Consider the following 21,298-nt stretch of genomic DNA (forward strand, 5'->3'; position numbering starts at 1 on the left):
CGAGCCCAGGTAGGGAGCGTCGCCGAAGTTGAAGATCCCACCGTCCGACGCGACCAGCCAGTAGCCGCGGCCGTCCGCGGTGGAGGCCATGCCCACGATGGGAGCGTTGAGGCGGGTGTTGCCAGTCGAGCCGTAATAACCCGCGTCGCCGAAGTTGAAGATCCCCCCGTCCGACGCGGCAAGCCAGTACCCGCCGCCATCGGGCGTACCGGAGATGTCGACGACTGGCTTGTTGAGGATGATCGATCCGGTCGATCCGCAGTACGGGAGGTTGCCGAAGTTGAAGACCCCGCCGTCGGAGGCCGCCATGTAGTACCCGTTCGGAGCTCCGGACGGCCGGTTACAGGGCACTTGGATCGTCGGGGGAGGGGTGCCGGCGTTGCCGGTCAGTTGCGGGTCGTGGTGGAACTCGGGCCATGCGCCGGCCTCGGAGACCACCCCCCCATTCGAGCCCGCCACCTCGAAGTGCTCGACCATCCCCTGGTTGCTGCCGTTGTAACCGGCGACGGTGATGCCGATCGTGCCATTCGGATCCGCCGTGATCAGCGGCGACGACTGCAGACCGAGACCCCGTTCGACCGCGGCGACCACGGCCCCGGTCTTCCCGTCAAGGACCTCCGCGCCGGCAGTGGTGGGGACGACCACGTCCTGGTACCCCTGGCCGAACAGGTCGGCGGTGACCACACCGCCGATGACTTCACCCATAGCGGCGGTTCGCCAGATCACGGCACCGTTGGTGCCGTTGACGGCATAGACGCTGCCGCCACCGCTGCCGTTGTTGGTCCCCTCGACGACTTCGAGCCCGCCGTTGCCGAACAGGTCAGCCAGCGCCGGGCTGCTCGTCGTGTCGCCGTCCAGGACGATTTCCCACTGCTTCGCGCAGTACTTGTTGATCGCGATGAGCGCGTGGTTGTCGCTGCCGCCGGCGAACACGCTCTCGTTGCCGGTGCCCACCACGACGCCGACCTGCCCGCCGGAGAGGAACTGGCCAATCGCCGGAGAAGACATGACGTCCTGGTTGGTGTCGTACTCGCAGTACAAGCCTTGATTCGGCTCGGAATAGCCGGCGTTGCCAGAGGGGCGCAGGATCCGAATATGCCCCCCGCCGGTGTACGTCTGGCCGTAAGCGACTCCTGCGGTTGACGCACCGCCGTCGATGATCTGGTTCGTCCCGTTGCCCTCGACGTCGCCGATGGCCGCGGTCGAGAAGACCGTGTCCGCTGTGAACCACGGAAACCCCGTGAGCCCGGCTCCGGTGGCGGCGTTGTAGGCGTCCATGTTCTGCCCGAGCGAGGGAGCGACCACATCTACCTGGCCTTGCAGGTTGCCTACTGTCAGACCGGCGCTCTCGCCGTTGGCTTGGTAGTTGTTGCCCGCCGGGTCGTGCTCGATCTGACCCCACAGTTGCTGGCCGCCGGTCGTCTCCGCGAAAGCTCCCCCGGCGTGCGGGTCGGCGGCGTTGCCCGCGCCGAAGAAGATCACTCCGCCGCTGACCGAGGGCGGCGAGTCCACCGGTACGCCGCCGGTGTTGACCGGCCACCCCGGGACAGTCGACCCGTTGGCGAGGTACTGGGCGTATACGTGGCCGGCACGGTCCCCGACGATCGCGGCCAATCCGCCCGGCAGGCTGGCCACGACGGGTGAGGAGAGAGCGACCGGGTTGCCGACATCGTTGAACGTCACCGACCAGGTCTGGGTGATGCTCGGCGTCGCGCTCGCCGGAGGTGTTGCGATCCCAGCAGACACGAGCGAGGCGCCCCCCAGTGCCGCCGCCAAACCGGCACCGATGATCGAACGCCGGCCCTTAGCGAGGGCGAGTCGGGTCAAATTCCACTTCATCGGAACAATTTTCGGAACAGCGCCACCTCCGCTTGAGCGGCACGGATCACCAGGGGCATCCATCCTGTCCTCCGGAAACGTCTTGCTACAATTCGGACACACGGGGAGGGAGACCTGTAATGACCGATCTGGCTTTCGATCCCGACGTACTGAGGGACCGCTACCGGGCCGAGCGGGATAAGCGGCTGCGCCCCGACGGCAACGACCAGTACATCGAGGTCACCGGCCGTTTCGCCCACTACCTCGAGGATCCTTATGTCGAGGCGGTCGAACGCGACCCGATCCGCGAGGACGTGACCGTGCTGATCGTCGGCGGTGGCTTCGCCGGCTTGATATCGGGTGCCCGCCTCCGCCAAGCGGGTGTCGAGGACATCAGGATCGTGGAGAAGGGCGGGGACTTCGGCGGTACGTGGTACTGGAACCGTTACCCGGGCGCGCAGTGCGACGTCGAGTCCTACGTGTACCTGCCGCTGCTCGAAGAGACCGGCTACGTGCCCAGCGAGAAATACGTGCACGCACCGGAGATCCTCGCCCACTGCCGGAGGATCGCGGAGCAGTTCCGGCTCTACGACGGCGCGATCATGTCGACCGAGATTACGGCCATCGACTGGGATGCTCCGAGATCACGGTGGCTGGTCCGCACCAACCGCGGGGACGAGCTCGCCGCGCGCTTCTTGGTGATGGGCAACGGGCCCCTCCACCGACCGAAACTCCCTGGCATCGACGGGATGGACGACTTCGAGGGTCACTCGTTTCATACGAGCAGGTGGGATTACGAATACACGGGTGGCGACGCGACCGGTGGCCTCGACAAGCTCTCGGACAAGCGGGTGGCGATCATCGGCACCGGGGCGACGGCGGTGCAGGTGGTGCCCCATGTGGCGTCTTCGGCGGCCGAGCTGTACGTGTTCCAGCGGACCCCATCGTCGATAGACGTGCGGGGCAACCGGCCGACGGACCCGGAATGGGTGGCGTCGCTTCGGCCGGGCTGGCAGAAGGCGCGCGTGGAGAACTTCACCACGCTGACCTCGGGTGGCATCGCGGATCGTGACCTTGTCATGGACGGCTGGACCGACATCATCGGGCGGCTCGTGCGCCGGATCAGCGACGACGGGGGTTCGGACATGTCCGCGGTGGCGCTTGCGCGCAACCTCGAACTCGCCGATTTCGAGAAGATGGAGCAGATCCGCAGCCGGGTCGACGAGGTCGTCTCCGACCCCGCGACGGCGGCTGCGTTGAAGCCCTGGTACCGCCAGTTCTGCAAGAGGCCGTGCTTCCACGACGAGTACCTTCAATCGTTCAACCGGCCGAATGTCAGCCTGGTCGACACAGACGGGCACGGGGTCGAGCGCGTCACGGCCAAAGGCGTCGTCGCACGCGGGCGCGAGTACGAGGTCGACTGCATCATCTTCGCGACCGGCTTCGAGGTCGGGACCGCTTACACGCGCCGCGCCGGCTACGACATTCGCGGCTCCGCCGGACAGGCTCTCTCGGAGCACTGGGCCGACGGGATGCGAACGTTGCACGGCATGCACGTGGACGCCTTCCCGAACATGTTCGTGCTCGGCCACACCCAGGGCGCTTTCACCGCCAACTACCCGCACCTGCTCGACGAGGCGAGCATCCACGTGGCGCACATCGTCAGCTGTGCGCTCGACGAGGAGGTCATCGAGGTCGAGGCGACTCCCGCTGCTGTCGACGAGTGGTTGGCCGTGTTGAAGGAGTCGGCTCGAGACCTGCGGTCGTTTCAAGAGCAGTGCACGCCGGGCTACTACAACAACGAGGGCCGGCCCGGCGAGGGCGGCCTGCTGGGGAACTCCTACGGCAAGGGCCCCATGGCCTTCTTCGAGATGATGGACGAGTGGCGCGACAAGGGCGACTTCGCTGGCCTGGAGCTGCGCCGCGCGCCGGCCGCCGCCGTAACGGCCGGTTAGTCAACCGGACGGCTGCCGTCGCTGCCGATGGCGAAGCCGTAGCCAGTGGGGCGCGATAAGGGCCGGCCCATCAATCAGGGCCGGCCCTCCCGCTGTGCAGCCCCCTCTGGCCGCTTCTACTCCGTGGTCGTGCGGGTCTCGATCGGTTCGTCCTCCGCAGCGGCAGCCGTCTCAGGACGCCCGGCGAAGTGCGTCCCCTCGTTGGGCATAGTGGTGGTACCGCTACCGGTGGTGCCGGTGGTGGCCGTGCGGGTGGTGCCGTCGCCGGCGGGCCGATCAGCGGCGGCGGCCTCCCCACCGACCCCACCGACGGGCGCTGCTGCGTCGGCGGGTCCGTAGACGATGCGGGGGACTGCGGTCGCGGCCTTGAACGCCATGCCTGCGAGGATCAGCAGCAGGACGCCCGGCCCGAGGTTGGCGCCGATCTGGTGGAGGAAGTTGTCGGTCGCGGTCGCCGGCTGGGCGTATCCGTTGCCTCCGTCGAACACCTGGTACGCCACCGGCCCGATGATCAACCAGGCGCCCGCACCCATCGCCAGCAGCGAGGCGAGGCTGATGCCGCTGCGCCGGCCGACTCCATGAGCGCCGATCGTGCCGAGCATCATCAGCCCGGCCAGGACACCGACGGCGCCGGGCACGAGGTGGAGCAGCCAGTTCTGCTTCGTCCAGTCCCATGCCGTCAACGACGTCGGGTGCCACCCGAACAGCGGACCGACGAACACGGAGATGCCGGCCCAAGCCGCCAGCAGGAGCGTCCACAGCCCGACGCCGCCGGCACCGAGTGGGTGTACTCGCGGGTGCGCGCCTGCGGGTGCCGCTGGCTCCGCGGCCCGGTTCCTACCGAAGAAACGGTGCTTTCTTGGGTGCTCCAAGGCCCATGCCATCAGATGACCTCCTTCGCCGGCGACGGCTCGCGTCCAAGATGTGGCGCGCCCGTCGGCGGCCTTCGACCACGTACGGGTTCTTCCCACAATTGGCGCCTCCCAACCACCTGCCGGCGGCACCGCACGGAGCCCCTAGCCTGGGATGGCGAGCGCGACACGAAAGGAGCGGCACATGCCGAAGGAGCCTGACGGGCGCCCCGAAGAAGAGCCGGCCAGGGAGGTGGACATCGACGAGGAGGTCGAGGAGTCATTTCCCGCGAGCGACCCGCCGTCGCACTGGAGCGGCGGCAACGGGGGCACGCACTCGCGCTGAAGCCCTAGCCTCTTGGCATGCCCAAGATCGACGAGTCGCGGACCATCCAAGGCGTGTACACGGTGGATCCGGACGGTCATGGCGACTCGCGGGGTCGATTCTTCGAGACTTACAGGCGGGAGTGGTTCCCCCTCGGCAGGGAGATGATCCAGGGGAACCGGTCGGACAAGGCCGCGGGTGCCGTCGTGGGGTTGCACTACCACCTGCATCAGGCCGACTACTGGCTCTGCCCGGTGGGCACGGCGAGGGTCGTGCTACACGACCTGCGCGATGGGTCCCCCACCGACGGCGCCACAGAGCACCTGGAGATGAGCCGGGACAACTGCCGCGGCGTGTTCATCCCACCGGGGGTGGCCCACGGGTTCGCGTCGTTGACCGATCTGACGATCACCTACCTGGTCGACGGCTACTACAACCCGGACGACGAGCTCGGTGTGGCTTGGGACGACCCGGAGATAGGCGCCGATTGGGGGGTCGGCGACCCGATCCTGTCCGACCGGGACCAGAAGAACCCGCTGCGTTCGGAGATCCCCGCCGGCCGCCGGCCGTACTTCGGCCTGAGGCGGTAACCGCCGGGGCGCCCGGGCCCTTGTACCATCGAGCGGTGAGCAAGGTCCTGCCCGGCGCGACGGGACTCTCCGGCACCCAGCCGGCAGGAGCCCGCCATAGCGCCGCGAGGGCACTCGTACTGACCGCCCGCCCCAAGCAGTGGGCAAAGAACGTCCTCGTGTTCGCCGCGCCCGGCGCCGCCGGCGTGCTCAACCACGGTGGACCGCTCGCCAGGGCTCTCGAAGCGTTCGCCCTGTTCTGCGCCGTCTCGTCGGGCACCTATTTCCTCAACGACGCTCTCGACGTACGCGCCGACCGCGAGCACCCGACCAAGCGATTCCGCCCGGTCGCCGCCGGCCTGATCAAGGTGCGGACCGCCCTGGTGACCGGCGCGGCTCTGATGGCCGTGGCGATCGGCGTGGGGGTGGCCCTGCGATGGCGGCTCGGCCTGGTGCTCGGCATCTACGTGCTGGTGCAGTTCGCGTACAGCCTCTATCTCAAGCACCAGCCCATCTTCGACCTGGTGAGCGTCGCGGCGGGTTTCGTGCTGAGGGCGATCGCCGGCGCCGTGGCGATACCCGTTCCCGTGTCGCAATGGTTCCTGATCGTCGCCACCTTCGGGAGCCTCCTGATGGTTACGGGCAAGCGGGTCGCGGAGCACGCCGAGCTGGGCGATGACCGAGGGGCGCACCGGGCAACCCTCGACGCATACAGCCCGGCTTTCCTCCGGACCGTCCTCGCCATCGCCGCCGGCGGGGCGATCATCGGCTATGCCCTGTGGGCCTTCAGCCTCCAGACGGCAACGCTCCATCACCACAACGACGCCATCTGGTACCAGCTGTCCACCGTCCCTGTGTTCATCGCGCTGTTGCGCTACACGTTCCTCGTGGAGGCAGGCCACGGCGCGAAGCCTGAGGACCTGGTGTTGTCCGACCGGCCGCTCCAGGTGCTCGGCCTGTGCTGGGTGGTCCTGTTCGCTCTCGCCATCTATGCCTGAACAGCTGACAGGTTGGGGCCGCACCGCGCCGACGGTCGCGAACCTCACCGTCGCGCACGAGACGGCGGAGCTGGCGCAGGCCCTCGAGGAGGCCGGCCCACGCGGGGTCATCGCCAGAGGGCTGGGCCGCAGCTACGGGGATGCCGCGCAGAACGCCGGTGGTGAGGTGGTCGCCACCACCCATCTGAACAGGGTGCTGGACTTCGACGTCTCGGCCGGACGTATCACGGTGCAATCCGGGGCGAGCCTCGGGCAGCTGATGAGGATGCTCGTCCCGTTCGGATGGTGGCCGGCCGTGACCCCCGGCACGCGCCAGGTGACCGTGGGCGGGGCGATCGCGTCGGACATACACGGGAAGAACCACCACCGCGAGGGCACATTCGGCCAGCACGTCGAATCCCTGGTGCTCCGCACGCCGGCCCTCGGTGCGCTCACGGTGGGACCGGTAGACGGCGCGGACGTGTTCTGGGCGACCGCCGGGGGGATGGGTCTGACCGGAATCATCGAAGAGGCAACCCTGCGGCTCCTTCCGATCGAGACCGCGTACATGCGGGTGGACAGCGAGCGCTGCGCGGATCTCGACTCGGTGATGGATCGGATGTCGGAGTCCGACAAGGAGTACAGCTACAGCGTGGCGTGGATCGACTGCCTCGCCCGCGGCGCTTCCCTCGGTAGGTCGATCCTCGAGTTCGCGGAGCATGCCAAGCTCGACGAACTCCCGGCGAAGCGCCGCGGACCCGCGCGAGCGCTTCGCTTCGACGCTCGCGAGTTGATCGCCGCGCCGCCCTGGGCACCGTCGGGTCTCCTGAACCGGTGGTCGATCGCGGTCTTCAACGAGTTCTGGTTCCGCAAGTCGCCTCGTCGTGCGGCCGGTCACATCGTCCCTGCCTCGGGGTTCTTCCACCCGCTCGACATGGTTTCCGGCTGGAACCGTATATACGGCCGTCATGGGTTCCTGCAGTACCAGATGGTCCTTCCCGACGGCGAGGAGGCCACCTTGCGTGAGTCGCTCGAGATGCTGAGCGCAGCGCGCTGCGCGTCGTTTCTCGCGGTGCTGAAGAGGTTCGGGGCGGCGAACCCGGGGCCGATGTCGTTTCCCAGGCCGGGATGGACGCTGGCCCTCGACATACCGGCGAGCGGTCCCGGACTCGCCGCTCTTCTCGATGCGCTCGACCAGAAGGTCGCGGACGCCGGCGGCCGGGTCTACCTGTCCAAAGACTCGCGGCTCCGGCCGGAACTCCTCGAGCGCATGTATCCGGAACTCCCCCGTTGGCGGGAGGTCCGCCGGCGTGTCGATCCCGACGGGATCATGCGCTCCGACCTGGCCCGCCGGCTCCCCTCCCTTGTCGCCTGAGCACCCAGTACGGAGACACAGATGAAAGACGCCCTCGGCAGCGTGCAATCCATTCTCGTCCTCGGCGGATCGTCCGAGATCGGCGTCGCGATCGCGCAGCGTCTCACCGGCCCGCGGCACGCGACCGTCGTCCTCGCCGGCCGTGACGAAGGCGCCTTGGAGAAGGCCGCCCAAGAGGTGCGCACTGCCGGAGCCGGACGGGTGGAGGTGACGCGCTTCGACGCGCGGGAGGTGACCAGCCACGACGAGGTGATCGCGAACGCGGTCGAACTGGCCGGCGGCGAACTGGACGTGATCGTCGTGGCTTTCGGCTTGCTCGGGGACCAGGAGGTCGACGAGATCGGGGGCGACGGCGCGGTTGATGTCGCGACGACCAACTACGTCGGAGCGGTGGCCTCAGGGCTCGCCGCCGCGCGCCTGGTACGCAGGCAGGGGCACGGGACGATCGTCTTCCTCTCGTCGGTGGCTGGCGAACGGGTGAGGCGGGCCAACTTCATCTACGGGTCCTCGAAAGCCGGTATGGACGGCTTTGCTCAGGGACTCGGCGACGCGCTCGCCGGAAGCGGCGGCTCGGTCCTGGTGGTCCGTCCCGGTTTCGTCAGGACAAAGATGACCGAAGGGATGCGCGAGGCCCCTTTGTCGACCACGGCCGAGGCGGTCGCCGACGCCACTGCAAAGGCCGTCGCGGCGGGCAAGGAGGTCATCTGGGTGCCGGCGACGCTGCGGTTCGTGTTCATGGTCTTCCGGCACCTGCCGCGGATTGTGTGGCGGAGGATGCCGGCTTGACCGCACCCCGCGAAGGCGTGGCCGCCTTCGACTTCGACGGCACACTGGTGCCCGGCGACAGCCTGCCGCGCTACCTTGCGCGGCTGCTCGGACGCCGGCGGTTCGCGTCCACCCTCTCCGCCTGTTCGCCGGCGATGCTCGCTGGTTACCGGTCGAGTGGCCGTGACGGCGCGAAGGCGGCCCTGCTCATGCGCGCCGTAGCGGGAGTGGAAGCGGCGCGTGCTGCCGAGGTGGGCGAGTCTTTGTCCCGAGTGCTGGCACGCGAGGTGAGACCGGCGATGGCCGAGCGTCTCGTCTGGCACCGTGACCAGGGGCACAGGCTCGTGCTGGTGTCCGCTTCCCTCGGTCTGTACCTGCAGCCCTTCGGGCGCCTGACCGGCTTCGACGAGGTGATCGCCACCGCCTTGGAGGTGGGTCCGGACGGCCTGCTCACCGGGAGAATCCACGGTGCCAACGTGAGGGCCGCCCAGAAGGCGGTCCTGCTCAAGGAGCTGCTCGGCGCGGACCCTGTGACGGTGTGGGCCTACGGGGACAGCCGGGGTGACCGCGAGTTGCTGGCCATGGCGGACCACCCCACCCTCCTGGGAAGACGGCGCCGGTTGCACCGCCCGTCGCGGCCGGGCCCCGACAGCCAGGCGGCGATTCGGCCACAATGGACAGATGGCTAAGAAGGCTCTGATCACCGGCATCACCGGGCAGGACGGCTCGTACCTGGCCGAACTGCTGCTCGAAAAGGGATACGAGGTGGTGGGTCTTCATCGCAGGAGCAGCACTGTCACCTTCGAGCGCATCAGCCATCTCATCGACCGGATCACGCTGGTCCCCGCGGACCTGCTGGACGAAGCTTCGATGATCAGGGTGCTTCGCGATCACAGGCCGATGGAGGTCTACAACCTCGCGGCCCAGTCTTTTGTGCAGACTTCGTTCGCGCAGCCGGTTCTCACCGGCGAGGTCACCGCACTGGGCGTCACCCGCCTGCTCGACGCGATCCTGCTCGTGGATCCGTCAATCCGCTTCTACCAGGCGAGCTCGAGCGAGATGTTCGGCAAGGTCGTCGAAGTCCCCCAGACCGAGCGCACGCCGTTCCACCCGCGAAGCCCTTACGGGGTGGCCAAGGTCTACGGGCACTGGATCACCGTCAACTACCGGGAGAGCTACGACTTGCACGCCAGCTCCGGGATCCTCTTCAACCACGAGAGCCCGAGGCGCGGGCTGGAGTTCCTGCCCCGCAAGGTCGCCTTCAGCGCGGCGGCGATCAAGCTGGGCCTGCAGGACAAGGTGGCGCTGGGCAACCTGGACTCGGAGCGGGATTGGGGCTACGCGCCCGACTACGTGCGCGGGATGTGGATGATGCTGCAGCAGGATGAGCCAGGTGACTACGTTTTGGCCACCGGGGAGACCCACTCGGGCCGTGAGTTGGTCCAGATCGCGTTCGACCAGGTTGGGCTCAACTGGGAGGACCACGTCGTCATCGACCAGCAGTTCTTCAGACCCGCGGAGGTGGATCTGCTGATCGGTAACCCGGCCAAGGCTCGCGAGCAGCTGGGCTGGAAGCCCGAGGTCGGCTTCGAGGAGCTGGTGAGGATGATGGTCGACGCGGACCTGGCGGCGCTTTCGAAGTAGGCGGTTACGAGGCCTTGTGGGCGAACACGCCCAGGGCTTCGGACGAGAATCCGCTCACCGTCGATGCCGGATCCCCGAAGTACGGGGCGTCACCGAATGGGTAGACGCGCCCGCCGGCGCTCGACATGAGGTATCCGCCACCGTCGGCTGTCGGGCTGACACCGGTGATGGTGTCGACGATCCCCTCACCGGGGAGCGAACCGATGAATCCGGCGTCACCGAAGTTGAAGATCCCGCCGTCGCGCGCGACCAGCCAGTACCCGTGTCCGTCAGCAGTCGGCACCATCCCGACTATCGGCTGGTTCAGGCGGATCGACCCGGTCGATCCGTAGAAGCCTGCGTCACCGAAGTTGAAGATCCCCCCGTCGGCTGCCACCAGCCAGTAGCCGTGGCCGCTTGGCGTGGCGGCCATTCCGACCACGGGCTCGTTCAGCTTCATGTTGCCCGTCGAGCCGTAAAAGGCGGCGTCACCGAAGTTGAAAATCCCTCCGTCGCCCGCGAAGAGCCAGTAGCCACCGCCGGTGGGCGTCGGGGCCATCCCGAGGACCGGGGCGTTGAGCTTCGTGCTGCCCGTCGAGCCGTAGAAGGCGGCGTCACCGAAATTGAAGATCCCCCCGTCGCCCGCGACGAGCCAGTACCCGTTGCCATCGAACGATGGCGCCATGCCGATAACGGGGGCGTTGAGCTGGCGTCCGAGGAGGGAGCCGTAAGACCCGGCCGAGCCGAAGGGGTACACCGCACCGCTCGAGGCGACGACCCAGTAGCCGTCGACACCGCCGCTGGATCCGACGTTGGTGATCGAGAACCAGTCGGACTTGAGCCCCAGCGCCCACTGGAACCGGTCGCCGGTGATCGTCACACGCCCCGACGAACCTGACAGCACCATCTGGATGACCCTGCCACCCATGTCGCCGAGCCCGTTGCGGGCGGTGATAGCGATCGACTGCAGGGTGCCCACCGAGGGGAATGCGTTCTGGACGGCCGAGACGGAGATCGACGTGTTCCAGTCGTGGTTGGGGTTCGAGGAGACCGAATCGCCTGCGTCGACGACTGCGGGGAAGGCCCCGCCTGCGGTGTAACCGCCGGTCGAGGAGGAGAATTCGGTCAGCGCGACCGATCCGGCGGGCCGGCCCGTGGGGTTGCCGGCCTGCCAGACGCGGACCTGGCCAGCCGTGCTCGACTGGGCGCTGTCGCTGTATTGCGTGTAGCTGCTGTTCTCCACGGCACCTGCCACATCGGGATCGCCGTAGTACACCTGGCAAGAGGTCGTGTCGCAGATCGGACTGGCGCCACCACCTGTGTAAGCCCACGCGTAGCTGCGCGCGGCGACGGCCTGCGCCTGCAACGCGGCTTCGCCGTTGGTGCCCCAGGACGCCGGCGATTCCGCCGGGATGACACCGCGGACGTACGCCTCGAGCGGCACCACATTGATGGTCTGATCGGACGAGGTCACCTGCACCGAACCCTGAAAGGCGCGCCACGTCCCGTTGGGCCAGGAGATGTAGACGTCTCCGCCCTGCGGCGTGAACGTCTCGCCAGCGCTGACCGTGTGCGTCCCGGTCGAGTCCTTGACCGTGATGCTGCTCTTGCCGTCGAGTTCGACGAGGTGGACGCTGATGTTCGGCGTACCGACCGAACCCATCGTGGTGTCGCCATAGAAGTGATCGAGGATCCACGTGTAGGACTGACCCTGCAGCGCGTAACCGTAGGCGCCGTACTGGCCCATCCCCCGCCCATGGCCCCAGCCGTGGCCGGCGAGGTACAGCGTCGACGGCAATGTCGAGGCGGCAGCCGGCGCGGCTTGGATGGCCGCTGCACAGGCCGCCGTCAGGATGGTCGTTACGGATACAAGCAGGCGTCGCAAAGAAAGATCACTCCGAGAGATCGGCCCCCGCCCAGGGCAGCTCAACTCGGTCTATATCGGCGCACCCGAGCGGAACATGAAGAAGAATCAGCCAATTCACCTGTGGCCGGTGCTAGCTGGAGCCGCTGACGACAGGTGCCGGAATGGCGACGCCGCCGAGCGAGCCGTGGAAGCGAGCATCGCCGAAGTTGAAGATGCCCCCGTCTGCGGCTACCAGCCAGTACCCGGCGCTGCCCGGGTCCGCGGCCATTCCGACGACGGGCTGGTTCAGGCGGATGGCGCCTGTGGACCCGAAGTAGCCGGCGTCACCAAAATTGAAGATGCCCCCGTCGCGCGCCACCAGCCAGTAACCACGCCCTGTAGAGGTGCCGGCCATGCCGACGACAGGCTGGTTGAGCCTTATGGAGCCCGTGGAGCCGAAGTAGCCGGCGTCGCCGAAGTTGAAGATCCCGCCGTCCGCGGCCACCAGCCAGTAGCCGTTTCCGGTGGGCGTCGCCGCCATGCCGACCACCGGCTGGTTCAGATGAGACCCGCCCATGGAGCCGAGGTACGGCGCGTTGAAGTTGAAGATCCCGCCGTCTGCAGCAACGAGCCAGTAGCCGTGGGTGAGAGGGTCCTCGGCCATCCCGACGATGGGAGCGTTCAGTCGAATGTTGCCGGTGGATCCGAAGTAGCCGGCGTCACCGAAGTTGAAGATCCCACCATCCTTCGCCACCAACCAGTACCCGAGACCATCAGCGGTGCGCGTGATCCCGACGACCGGTTGGTTGAGGTGAGTGCCCGCCAGGTCGCCTGCGTAGATGGACGAGCCGAAGGGGTAGACGCTGCCATCGGAGCCGGCCATGTCGTAGCCGTCGTAGACATTCGGAGGGCTCGCCTCCCCCGCGAGTGCCGCGGGGACATCCAGCATCCCGCCGTCGATCGGATTGCCTGACGGGCTGACGGGATTCGCGTCCGCCTCGAGCAGTGCCGTTACCTGCGGCGCGGTGAGCGAGGACCCGTTCGCGAGCATGAGTGCTGCTGCGGCGACCACCTGCGGGGCGGACATCGAGGTCCCGGTGTCCTCGTGATAGCCCCCGTCGTTCCAGGTGGAGAGGATGTCCACCCCCGGGGCGGCAATGTTGGCTGCCGGACCCCACTCGGAGAAGGCCTGCACCACACCGTTGTTGTCGGTCGCGGCCACGGACAGGACGCCCGGATACGAAGCTGGGTAGGCAGGTTTGTCGCAGGCATCGTTGCCGGCTGCGGCCACGACGACCACGTTGTGAGCGAGGGCGTACTCGACAGCCGCGTACTCGTCGGGATCGGGTCCCGAGTTGCTCGGGTCTATGCACGGGGAATCCGAAAGCGACATGTTGATCACGCGGTCGCCGGCGGACACTGCGGCGTAGATCGCGTTGGCGACGTCGAAGGTGTTGCCGTCGCCCTGGGAGTCCAGCACCTTGTAGATGTCCAGGCCGACACCCCAGCCGAGGCTGGCGACACCCTTGCTGTTGTCGGTGACGGCCGCGACGATCCCGGCGACGTGGGTGCCGTGACCGTTGTCGTCCTCTGCCACTTGGGACGTGTCGTGGCACGCCGGGTCACCAGGGCAGTAGTTGTGAAGATCTGTCTGCGGGTCGATCTTGGCCGACAGGTCCTCGTGGCTGGCGTCGACGCCGCTGTCCAGGACCGCCACCTTCACGCCGTCGCCGTGGGTCACCGCCCATGCGGCCGGCGCGCCGACGACGTTGAGGTAGCCGCTGTCACTCGCAGGCTGGGGAGGGTTGGTGTCAGTGAGGCAGGTCGCGACGTAGCACGGATCGTTCGGGGTGCTCGGCTGCGACGTGGCGTGGACCGCGCGGGGCACGCTGGCGTAGCGGACCCGCGGGTCCTGGCGGAGCCGGGCGAGCACTGGCTGCAACTCGGATGACTGGACCTTCAACAGGTATCTCCCGTGGGCCGCTGGCGCAGCCGGCGTGGCGACGGGCAGGCCAGCCAGGACGTCCGCGACACGCGACGCGCCCGAGGTCAAGCTGATCACTATCACCGAGGAGGTGCGTTGCGGCTGGGCACCGGCGGGGCGCGCCGGCAGAAGAGCGGCTACCAGGACGACAACTGCCGCAGCGCGGGCGGTATGAAGTCGCCCCAACCTTGCCCCTTCACCCGGCATTGGAACAAGGGTACGGTACCGACTGCGCCGGCTGGTGGCGGGTTCACCGATGACGCCGCTTGCTAACGTGACCGGCCGTGCCGGGGCGCATCGCATTCGTCCCTCCACGGTTCGGAGCAGGTGTCGTCGGCGGGTCTGAAGCACTCTCCCAAGAGATCGCGATCGGGCTGTCGGGCCGCGGGTGGGACGTCGAGATCCTGACCACGTGCGCCGTCGACCACTACACCTGGGACAACGCCTTGCCTCCGGGCGACACCACCGAGTTCGGCCTCCCCGTGAGGCGGTTCGAGACGGCACACCACTTGTCGCATGTGACGACAGAAGTCCAGCGGGCCATCGAAGCCGGTTCGCCCATCTCCCTCGACAAGCAGCTCAACTGGCTCAGCGGCCGATTCTCGGTACCCGATCTCTTCCAGCATCTCCTGCTCCACGGCGCCGCCTACGACGCCGTCATCTTCTCCCCGTACCTCTTCTGGACCACCACCGTGTGCATGCCAGTTGTACGGGACCGTGCGATCGTGATCCCCTGCCTGCACGACGAGGGTTACGCCCGACTCGACGTGATCCGCCCTGTCCTGTCGGACCCCAGAGCGGTCTGGTTCCTCTCAGAACCCGAGCACGACGTCGCCCACCGGCTGGGACCTGTCGCCGACCATCACGTCGTGACCGGCGCCGGCGTCAACCCCCCGGAGGGTTACGACCCGGCGGGCTTCTGTGAGCGTCACGGGATCAAGCGACCTTTCGCCCTGTACGCGGGACGCCGGGAGGCGGACAAGGGATGGGACTGGCTTCAGAGCACCTTCGCCGACGCTCTCGCGCTGGGAGGACCGGACCTCGACCTTGTGACCATCGGGGTCGGAAAGGTCACCGTCCCCGCACGCCTGCACGGCCGGGTGATCGACCTGGGATTCCTCGAGGACGACGAAAGGGACAACGCTCTTGCAGCTGCCCAGGTGTACCTCCAACCGAGCCGGATGGAGAGCTTCTCGCGCTCCGTCATGGAGGCGTGGTTGGCCGGCACCCCCGTCCTCGCCGTGAAGGGAGGCGAGGTCGTCGCCTGGCACTGCCGGCGCTCGGGTGGTGGCCTGACGTTCTCGGGTCCGGACGACCTCGTCGCCGGGCTGCGCGAGATCTGCGAGACGCCGGGCCGGGCGGAGGACATGGCTGCCCGGGGCCGTGACTACGTGCTCAAGGAGTACTCGTGGCCGGCGGTCCTCGACCGGATGGAAGCCGAACTGGGGGCGTCGTGCCGCCACGGGTAGGTGCAACGGGCGCGCCCGGCGTGCTGGTCGCCGGAAGCTACCCGCCGATCCCGGTCCCCTCTGCGGCGGCGACCGTCGACGCCGTGCGCCGAGAGGTCGGTGCCGGGCACCGCGTGAAGGTCCTCTCCCCGCGACCGAGCGCGGCCCACTATTCGATTCCGCTTACAGGCCTGCTCGCCGGCCGGCGCCTTGCTCGCGCCAAGGCGCTCTCGGGATGCGATCGTTTGGTGTTCTGCGTAGAGCCGGGGGTCCCGTTCTCACCTCCGGGCCGCAGCAACGTGATCCGGCGGATCTCGGCGGTGGTGGAAGCGACGATTCTGGCCAGGGCGATGCGGCACTTCGAGCACACGACCCTCGTGATGTCAGGGGAGACGGGGGCGCCGGCGAGGGCGCTGTCGTTGCTTCGAAGCGCCGCGGACGAGGTGATCGAGGACCGCCGCGACGGCAGCGCGCCGCGAGGGGTGACAGTGAGGGGTCCGAAGGAGGTGACCCAGTCAGACCGCGCCCGCCGGCTCGCCGGCAAGGCCGCCCGAAGGGTGCTCGGCGAGAGCGTGGGGAGTCGGGTTCGCGGGTCCTGGCTGGCGGTGATCACGCTGATGGCCATCGTGTTCGCCGTCGACGTCGCGTGCCCGAGCGGGATGACCGCCGACTCGATCCGCCAGGTCAGCGTGGCGGTCTCGATGGTGCACTACCACAGCATCGGGCTCGATTACCTGCTTGCCCACCAGCACAACGCGGCTGACATCACGTTGGTGCACGGGCACGTGTACCCGCTGTTCCCGTGGGGCGGGGCGTTGTTCGCGGTCCCGTGGGTGGTGATCTACGACATCGCCCACAAGCTCGGCATCGGAGGGGGATCCGTCGCCCTGGTGAGAACCGGGCACGACTGGGCTATCCAGGTGCTCTCGATGTCTGCGGTCGTCGCCGTCACAGCCGCTCTGATCTACGCGATCGCGATGCGGGTCCTGACGATAGAGCCTGTTAGACGGCGCAGGCGTTGGTCGTTCGCTGCGGCGCTCGTGTTCTCGTTCTGCACCCCGGCGTGGTCGACGGCCAGCCGGTCGCTGTGGGAGCACGGCCCGTCGATGCTCTTCCTCGCTATCGCCGTGCTGCTCGCGTTGCGGGTCCAGGCCGGCGAGAAGGGTTGGATCGGCTTGGGCGTGTCGCTCGGTTGCGCGTACGCGATGCGACCGACCGACGCCATACCAATCGCGATCCTCGGCCTCTGGGTTCTGTTCTGGCATCCCCGCCGTGTCCTGCATGTCGTCGCCGGCGCCATCCCCCCGCTGGCCGTCCTGCTGGCAGTCGATTACGTCGCCTACAAGCAGCTGCTGACGCCGTACTACACGCAGGGGCAGAGCTTCGGTTTCGGTACCTTCGGCGAGGCGCTCGTCGGCAACCTCGTCAGCCCGGGCCGGGGACTCCTCATCTACGTCCCGCTGGTGCTCCTCTCGGCAGCCGGTGTGGTCGTGCTGGCCCGCTCCGGCGCGCTGAACCCTCTGTGGGTCGCTCTAGCCGTGATCCCGGTGGTCCACTGGGTCGTCATCTCGGGCTTCCTGCACTGGTGGGCGGGCGATTCGTACGGGCCGCGTCTTTTCACGGACATGATGCCGATTTTCACGGTGCTCGCCCTTCCGGCGGTCGACCGGCTTGCCATGCGCAGGTTCGAGTACCGCAAATTCGCTGCCGGCCTCGTCGGTGTCGCCGTCGTGTGGAGTTTTGCGGTGCACGCCCAAGGGGCGACGTTGCGCTCCGCGTGGTGCTGGAACAACGAGCCCACCGATGTGGACGCCCACCCCTCGAAGGTTTGGAGCTGGAGCGACCCTCAATTCGCGAGGGGCATCCGAACCTTGATCTGGGGGCCCAACCGGAGCTCCGAACTGATCCGCGACGGGGTCGACAAGATCGGCTGCCCCGTCGAAGCCATCCGCCCCTAGCTTCGGCAGGGAGACCGGTCCCAGTCGGCCCCGACCCCGGCCCAGCTGTCCCACAGCTCCGCTGGGCTCAGTTTCCAGCGCCGTGCCCCTGCATGCCTCGACCACAGACCCCACGGCAGCTTCGACGCGATGTCGACCAGCTCATGCGCGCCGCGAGCCTCCCGCCGGGCGCGCCGCACCGCCGGCGGCAACTGGCTGATGGGCGCGTTGCGTACGAGTGTCAGCAGCCTGTTGCGGTTCGCGAGACGGGCCGCCATCGGTGAACGATCACCCATCGTCGCGGAGTGCCGGTGCTCTACAGTCGATGACGGCTCGTAGATGATCCGCATGCCCGAGAGACGCGCTCGCCAGCACCAGTCACCGTCCTCGTAGTAGGCGAAGAAAGGCTCGGCAAGAGCCCCGACGCGCTCGAACGTCTCGCGTCTCGTCACGAAGGCGGTGCCCGACCCGAAGAACGGCTCCGACAGCTTGTCCCACCGCCCGTCGTCGGGTGTCTCGTCACCGATGTCCCCCAACACCCCGTCGCCCCTGAGGTAGCCGCCGGCCTTGTTGAGCAGGCGGCAAGTCGGCCCAGGCGGTGGGGCTTCCCCGTCGACGAGAACTTCCGCGCCGCCGGCGCCGCCGACGGGAACGTAGAACGGCGCTCCCGGTCTGGTCCATCTCCACTGGCCCGTGACGCCGGCTGATGGCCGCTCGAGCTCGTGGATGCCCCAGCCGAGTACCCGGTCGAGCACCTCCTGACCGTCGCTCGTGACACTGCGGATCATCCGGCCGAGGACGCGATGGTCCCCGGGTGCGTCGCGGGGGGTGTCGTCGAAGAGGATCTCCCTGTACCAGTCGCTCCTGAGAACCTTGGGCACCACGGCCGCGACGTCATCGGTTCCCAACGCCGCGCGAGCTGCGGGAAGCCAGCGTGGGGAGGCGACGGCGTCGTCGTTGAGGAGCGCTAGCAGGTCGCCGGTCGAGTGCCTGACACCGAGGTTGACCCCGGCGGCGTAACCGAGGTTCTTCTCGGAGCGCACGACTCGCGCCCCGCGCGACTTCCCGATGCCGGAGGCGGCTCCCTGGTCGGATCCGTTGTCTACCAGGACCACCTCGTCGGCTTGCCCCGCGACGGAGTCGAGGCAGGCCTCGAGCCAGGCACCCGGCTTGTGGGAGAGGACGATGACCGAGACGGTCACGGTCTGCGGGCCTGCCAGGCCCGCAGTTCCGGGACCAGGTCCCACAGCTGGCGGGCCGCCCGGTCGAAGCCGTTCGAGCGCACGAATTCCAACGACCGGCCCGCGATCTCCGACCGGTCTCCCCCGTCGAGCAGGACACCGATGGACCCGGCCAGCTCGTGGGGCTCCGCCGCTACCGGAACCTTGCCCACGAAGTCGGGAAGCTCGCCCTGCGGCCCGAGGTCGGACACGAGCGTGGGGATACCGTGCGCCAGGCAATCAGCGACGGCGCCCGACGTCTCGCCGTTGGACCGCCGGCGCAGCTGTACGGCCACCGCCGCGCGCTGGAGCCACGCCTCGTAGTCCCTGTCGGGGATGTCACCGGTGATCGTCACGCGCTCCGCGATGCCGAGACCGGCCGCCAGAGCTTCCAGCTCGCGGCGCAGCAGGTCCGAAACCGGGCCCACGAACGCCAGGCGGACCTCCACCCTCTGCGAGGTCAGGTGGTGGACGGCCTTGATCAACAGGTCCGGCATCTTGAGTTGATGCACCACCCCGAAGGTGCACACGAGGCCTTCCTCGAGAAGGCTGGCGTCCCCCTCGACCGCGTCGGGATAGGCGTAGGGCCACACCTGGACCCGCGACGCCATCCCGGGATCCACATCGAGGCGGGCAACGTCCGCTGCGAACTCGGATGTCGCCCACACCCTGCACGCCAGCGACACGACCTCCCGGGCGAAGTAGAGCCCGGCGCCGTCCGCCAGATCGAGAAGGTTGCCCTCGAAGTGGGCTTCCGGAGGGATCGTGGAATAGGTGCTGCGAGCGACGGCTTCGAACCCTTCGGGCACGGCTCCGCGACTCAGCCCGTGCACGTAGAGGTTGGCGAGCCGCACGTCGTGCGCGAGCACGTAGAACCGACCTGGGTGCTCCCGCAACAGCTTGAGCGCACCGGCATGGAATTCGCTGTTGCCCAGCGTCAGGATGACGGCGTCGTAGCCCCCGATTGCCAGGTCTTGCTGTTCGAATCGCGCCGGTGCCCTCAAGGCCGGGTCGTCTCCGCCGGTTGGCGGATCGTCGCCGTCGACGAACACCTCCACGTCGAAGTGGCGGCTCATGGCGGAGGCGAGCCGCCGGCTGTAGTCCGCGACGCCGGTGCGTTGCGGCGGCCACGGCGTCACCAGCGCCACACGAGGGCGCGGCCTCCAGCGAGCACGCGGCTCGCCCGGGGCGGCGAGCAGCCGCTCGTAGACCTCGACCGTCTTCGACGTGACGTCGGACCAGGTGGGTTGTGGCTTCAATGCCCAGTTGAGCAGCTCGCTGCGCCAAGTGGCGTCGGTCAACCCCCTCGTGATTGCGCGGGCCATGTCCTCGACGTCTTCAGGATCGAACGTCGCGCCGGGTGCGACGAGCTCCGGCATCGACGACGTTCCGGAAGCCAGCACTGGAGCTCCGCATGCGAGGGCCTCCGCGATGGGCAGCCCGAATCCCTCATACAGGGATGGGAACACCATCAGGTCGCAACCCTGGTAGAGCAGCTCCAGAGTCTGGTCGGGAACGAATCCGGTGAGGATGAGGCGCCCTTCTATTCCGAGCTCGCGGGCACGGACCTCGAAGTGGTTACGCTCGCTGGGGCGCAGCCCGCAGACGAGCACGAGCTGCCATTTCGACCGGATTTCCTCGCCGGTCCTGGCGAAGGCCTCGACGAGTGCGTCCATGTTCTTGCGCGGCTCGACCGCCCCGTTGTAGACGACGTATCGCCCTAGGAGTCCAGGGATGGCTTCTTGCGCCCGTGCCGCGGCCGCGCCCCGGTCTCTCGCTGGCCGGAAGCTCATCGATGTGGCGGCCCCGACGCAGGTCACCCGATTCTCGGGTATACCGAGCACCCGAATGGCGTCGGCGGCGCACGACTCGGAGATGGCGAGAACGTGATCAGCAGAACGGACCAACTCCCGACGCACCCTGTACCGCCGTCGTAGCCCGGCGTCGCGGAGGTAGATGTCGGGAAAGATCTCCGGTATCAAGTCGTAGAGCGTTACGACAAGCTGGGCCCCGTGTCGCGATGCTTCGCGGGGCCAGATCTCCTGGACGGGGATGTCCAGCTCGAACGGGGAGAGCACGTGGAAGATCCCGCCCGAGTGCGTCCATTCGGGGCGGTGGCGAACAGGCACGCGACCGACCAGGCGGCCGAGCCGCTCGATGGCAGGGAACCTCGGGTTGAGCAGGACCTGGCTCACGATGTCGGGCCGGCTGTCCACGATCGACTCGGTGAAGTCGGTCGCGTACCTGGCGATCCCTCGACCTCGGTAGTGCGGGCTTTGGGCCGCCTGCAGGTCGATGGTCACGGACCCGCCGGCGTGGGTGCTCAACTGTGGGTGTCGGCGCGGCCGAGCTGCTCGAACCGCTCGAGTCGTTGGTTGAGCCGGGCCACCTCTGCGGTCAGCGCTGTCAACTCGGAAGACAATCGCGTGAGGGTCCTGCCGATGGTCTCAGCGACTTCGTCGGCGGCATCACCCTGGTTGGCGAGGATCCGTTCGATCTCGTCGATGTTCGCTCGGACCTCCGCGACCGATTCGGCGGCGACCTGGCGGATCAGCGTCCCCAGGGCCCGTTCCCTCACGGACCGAAGCGTCGAGCCGAGCGACAT

General features: G+C 68.0%; 17 protein-coding genes. 10 read left to right on the forward strand and 7 right to left on the reverse strand.

Features of this window, described 5'->3' with window-relative positions; all coding sequences use genetic code 11:
* A partial coding sequence (locus VNF71_02405) for a hypothetical protein (protein HVA73403.1) occupies window positions 1-1,839 on the reverse strand: 1,839 nt, incomplete at its 3' end.
* Between the two features lie 119 nt (window positions 1,840-1,958).
* On the opposite strand from VNF71_02405, the gene VNF71_02410 reads away from it, so the two are divergent.
* Window positions 1,959-3,773 carry an NAD(P)/FAD-dependent oxidoreductase gene (locus VNF71_02410; protein ID HVA73404.1) on the forward strand — a complete coding sequence of 605 codons (1,815 nt, stop codon included), beginning with the start codon at window positions 1,959-1,961 and terminating at the stop codon, window positions 3,771-3,773.
* Between the two features lie 116 nt (window positions 3,774-3,889).
* Here VNF71_02410 and VNF71_02415 read toward each other — a convergent pair whose 3' ends face one another.
* Window positions 3,890-4,657 (reverse strand): hypothetical protein, encoded by a 768-nt coding sequence (locus VNF71_02415; protein HVA73405.1) that lies wholly within the window; start codon window positions 4,655-4,657, stop codon window positions 3,890-3,892.
* A 172-nt stretch (window positions 4,658-4,829) separates the two neighbouring features.
* Between VNF71_02415 and VNF71_02420 the strand changes: the two genes are divergently transcribed.
* The 7 genes from VNF71_02420 to gmd are packed head-to-tail and all read left to right on the forward strand — an operon-like array spanning window position 4,830 to window position 10,279.
* Complete coding sequence (locus VNF71_02420; GenBank protein ID HVA73406.1) at window positions 4,830-4,970, forward strand: hypothetical protein; 141 nt, start codon at window positions 4,830-4,832, stop codon at window positions 4,968-4,970.
* A 17-nt stretch (window positions 4,971-4,987) separates the two neighbouring features.
* Window positions 4,988-5,539 (forward strand): dTDP-4-dehydrorhamnose 3,5-epimerase, encoded by a 552-nt coding sequence (rfbC, locus tag VNF71_02425; protein ID HVA73407.1) that lies wholly within the window; start codon window positions 4,988-4,990, stop codon window positions 5,537-5,539.
* Between the two features lie 35 nt (window positions 5,540-5,574).
* Window positions 5,575-6,516: a decaprenyl-phosphate phosphoribosyltransferase gene (locus tag VNF71_02430; protein HVA73408.1), complete on the forward strand. Its 942-nt coding sequence runs from the start codon at window positions 5,575-5,577 to the stop codon at window positions 6,514-6,516.
* Window positions 6,509-7,870, forward strand: coding sequence for an FAD-binding oxidoreductase (locus tag VNF71_02435; GenBank protein HVA73409.1), 1,362 nt, complete (start codon window positions 6,509-6,511; stop codon window positions 7,868-7,870). Before VNF71_02430 ends, VNF71_02435 begins: the two co-directional genes overlap by 8 nt.
* A gap of 21 nt (window positions 7,871-7,891) precedes the next feature.
* Complete coding sequence (locus VNF71_02440; GenBank protein HVA73410.1) at window positions 7,892-8,656, forward strand: decaprenylphospho-beta-D-erythro-pentofuranosid-2-ulose 2-reductase; 765 nt, start codon at window positions 7,892-7,894, stop codon at window positions 8,654-8,656.
* Window positions 8,653-9,324, forward strand: coding sequence for an HAD-IB family hydrolase (locus VNF71_02445; GenBank protein HVA73411.1), 672 nt, complete (start codon window positions 8,653-8,655; stop codon window positions 9,322-9,324). The genes VNF71_02440 and VNF71_02445 overlap by 4 nt, the downstream gene beginning before the upstream one ends.
* On the forward strand, window positions 9,317-10,279 hold the full coding sequence (gmd, locus tag VNF71_02450) for a GDP-mannose 4,6-dehydratase (protein ID HVA73412.1): 963 nt from the start codon (window positions 9,317-9,319) through the stop codon (window positions 10,277-10,279). The genes VNF71_02445 and gmd overlap by 8 nt, the downstream gene beginning before the upstream one ends.
* A 4-nt stretch (window positions 10,280-10,283) precedes the next feature.
* Here the strand turns inward: gmd and VNF71_02455 are convergent, their stop codons facing one another.
* Complete coding sequence (locus tag VNF71_02455) at window positions 10,284-12,143, reverse strand: SpoIID/LytB domain-containing protein (GenBank protein ID HVA73413.1); 1,860 nt, start codon at window positions 12,141-12,143, stop codon at window positions 10,284-10,286.
* A gap of 112 nt (window positions 12,144-12,255) precedes the next feature.
* On the reverse strand, window positions 12,256-14,295 hold the full coding sequence (locus VNF71_02460; protein ID HVA73414.1) for a S8 family serine peptidase: 2,040 nt from the start codon (window positions 14,293-14,295) through the stop codon (window positions 12,256-12,258).
* 77 nt (window positions 14,296-14,372) lie between these two features.
* Between VNF71_02460 and VNF71_02465 the strand changes: the two genes are divergently transcribed.
* Window positions 14,373-15,557, forward strand: a complete 1,185-nt coding sequence (locus VNF71_02465; GenBank protein HVA73415.1) for a glycosyltransferase family 4 protein — start codon at window positions 14,373-14,375, stop codon at window positions 15,555-15,557.
* 20 nt (window positions 15,558-15,577) lie between these two features.
* The gene (locus tag VNF71_02470; protein HVA73416.1) at window positions 15,578-17,494 is read left to right on the forward strand and encodes a hypothetical protein; all 1,917 of its coding nucleotides are present in this window, start codon (window positions 15,578-15,580) and stop codon (window positions 17,492-17,494) included.
* Here the strand turns inward: VNF71_02470 and VNF71_02475 are convergent.
* The 3 genes from VNF71_02475 to VNF71_02485 are packed head-to-tail and all read right to left on the reverse strand — an operon-like array spanning window position 17,491 to window position 21,298.
* Complete coding sequence (locus VNF71_02475) at window positions 17,491-18,675, reverse strand: glycosyltransferase family 2 protein (GenBank protein ID HVA73417.1); 1,185 nt, start codon at window positions 18,673-18,675, stop codon at window positions 17,491-17,493. The genes VNF71_02470 and VNF71_02475 overlap by 4 nt on opposite strands.
* Entirely contained in the window at window positions 18,672-21,020 is a 2,349-nt protein-coding gene (locus tag VNF71_02480; protein ID HVA73418.1) for a glycosyltransferase, read from the reverse strand. The genes VNF71_02475 and VNF71_02480 overlap by 4 nt, the downstream gene beginning before the upstream one ends.
* Complete coding sequence (locus tag VNF71_02485) at window positions 21,017-21,298, reverse strand: hypothetical protein (GenBank protein ID HVA73419.1); 282 nt, start codon at window positions 21,296-21,298, stop codon at window positions 21,017-21,019. The genes VNF71_02480 and VNF71_02485 overlap by 4 nt, the downstream gene beginning before the upstream one ends.

This window comes from Acidimicrobiales bacterium (assembly GCA_035533095.1).
Lineage (GTDB): Bacteria > Actinomycetota > Acidimicrobiia > Acidimicrobiales > Palsa-688 > DATLUM01.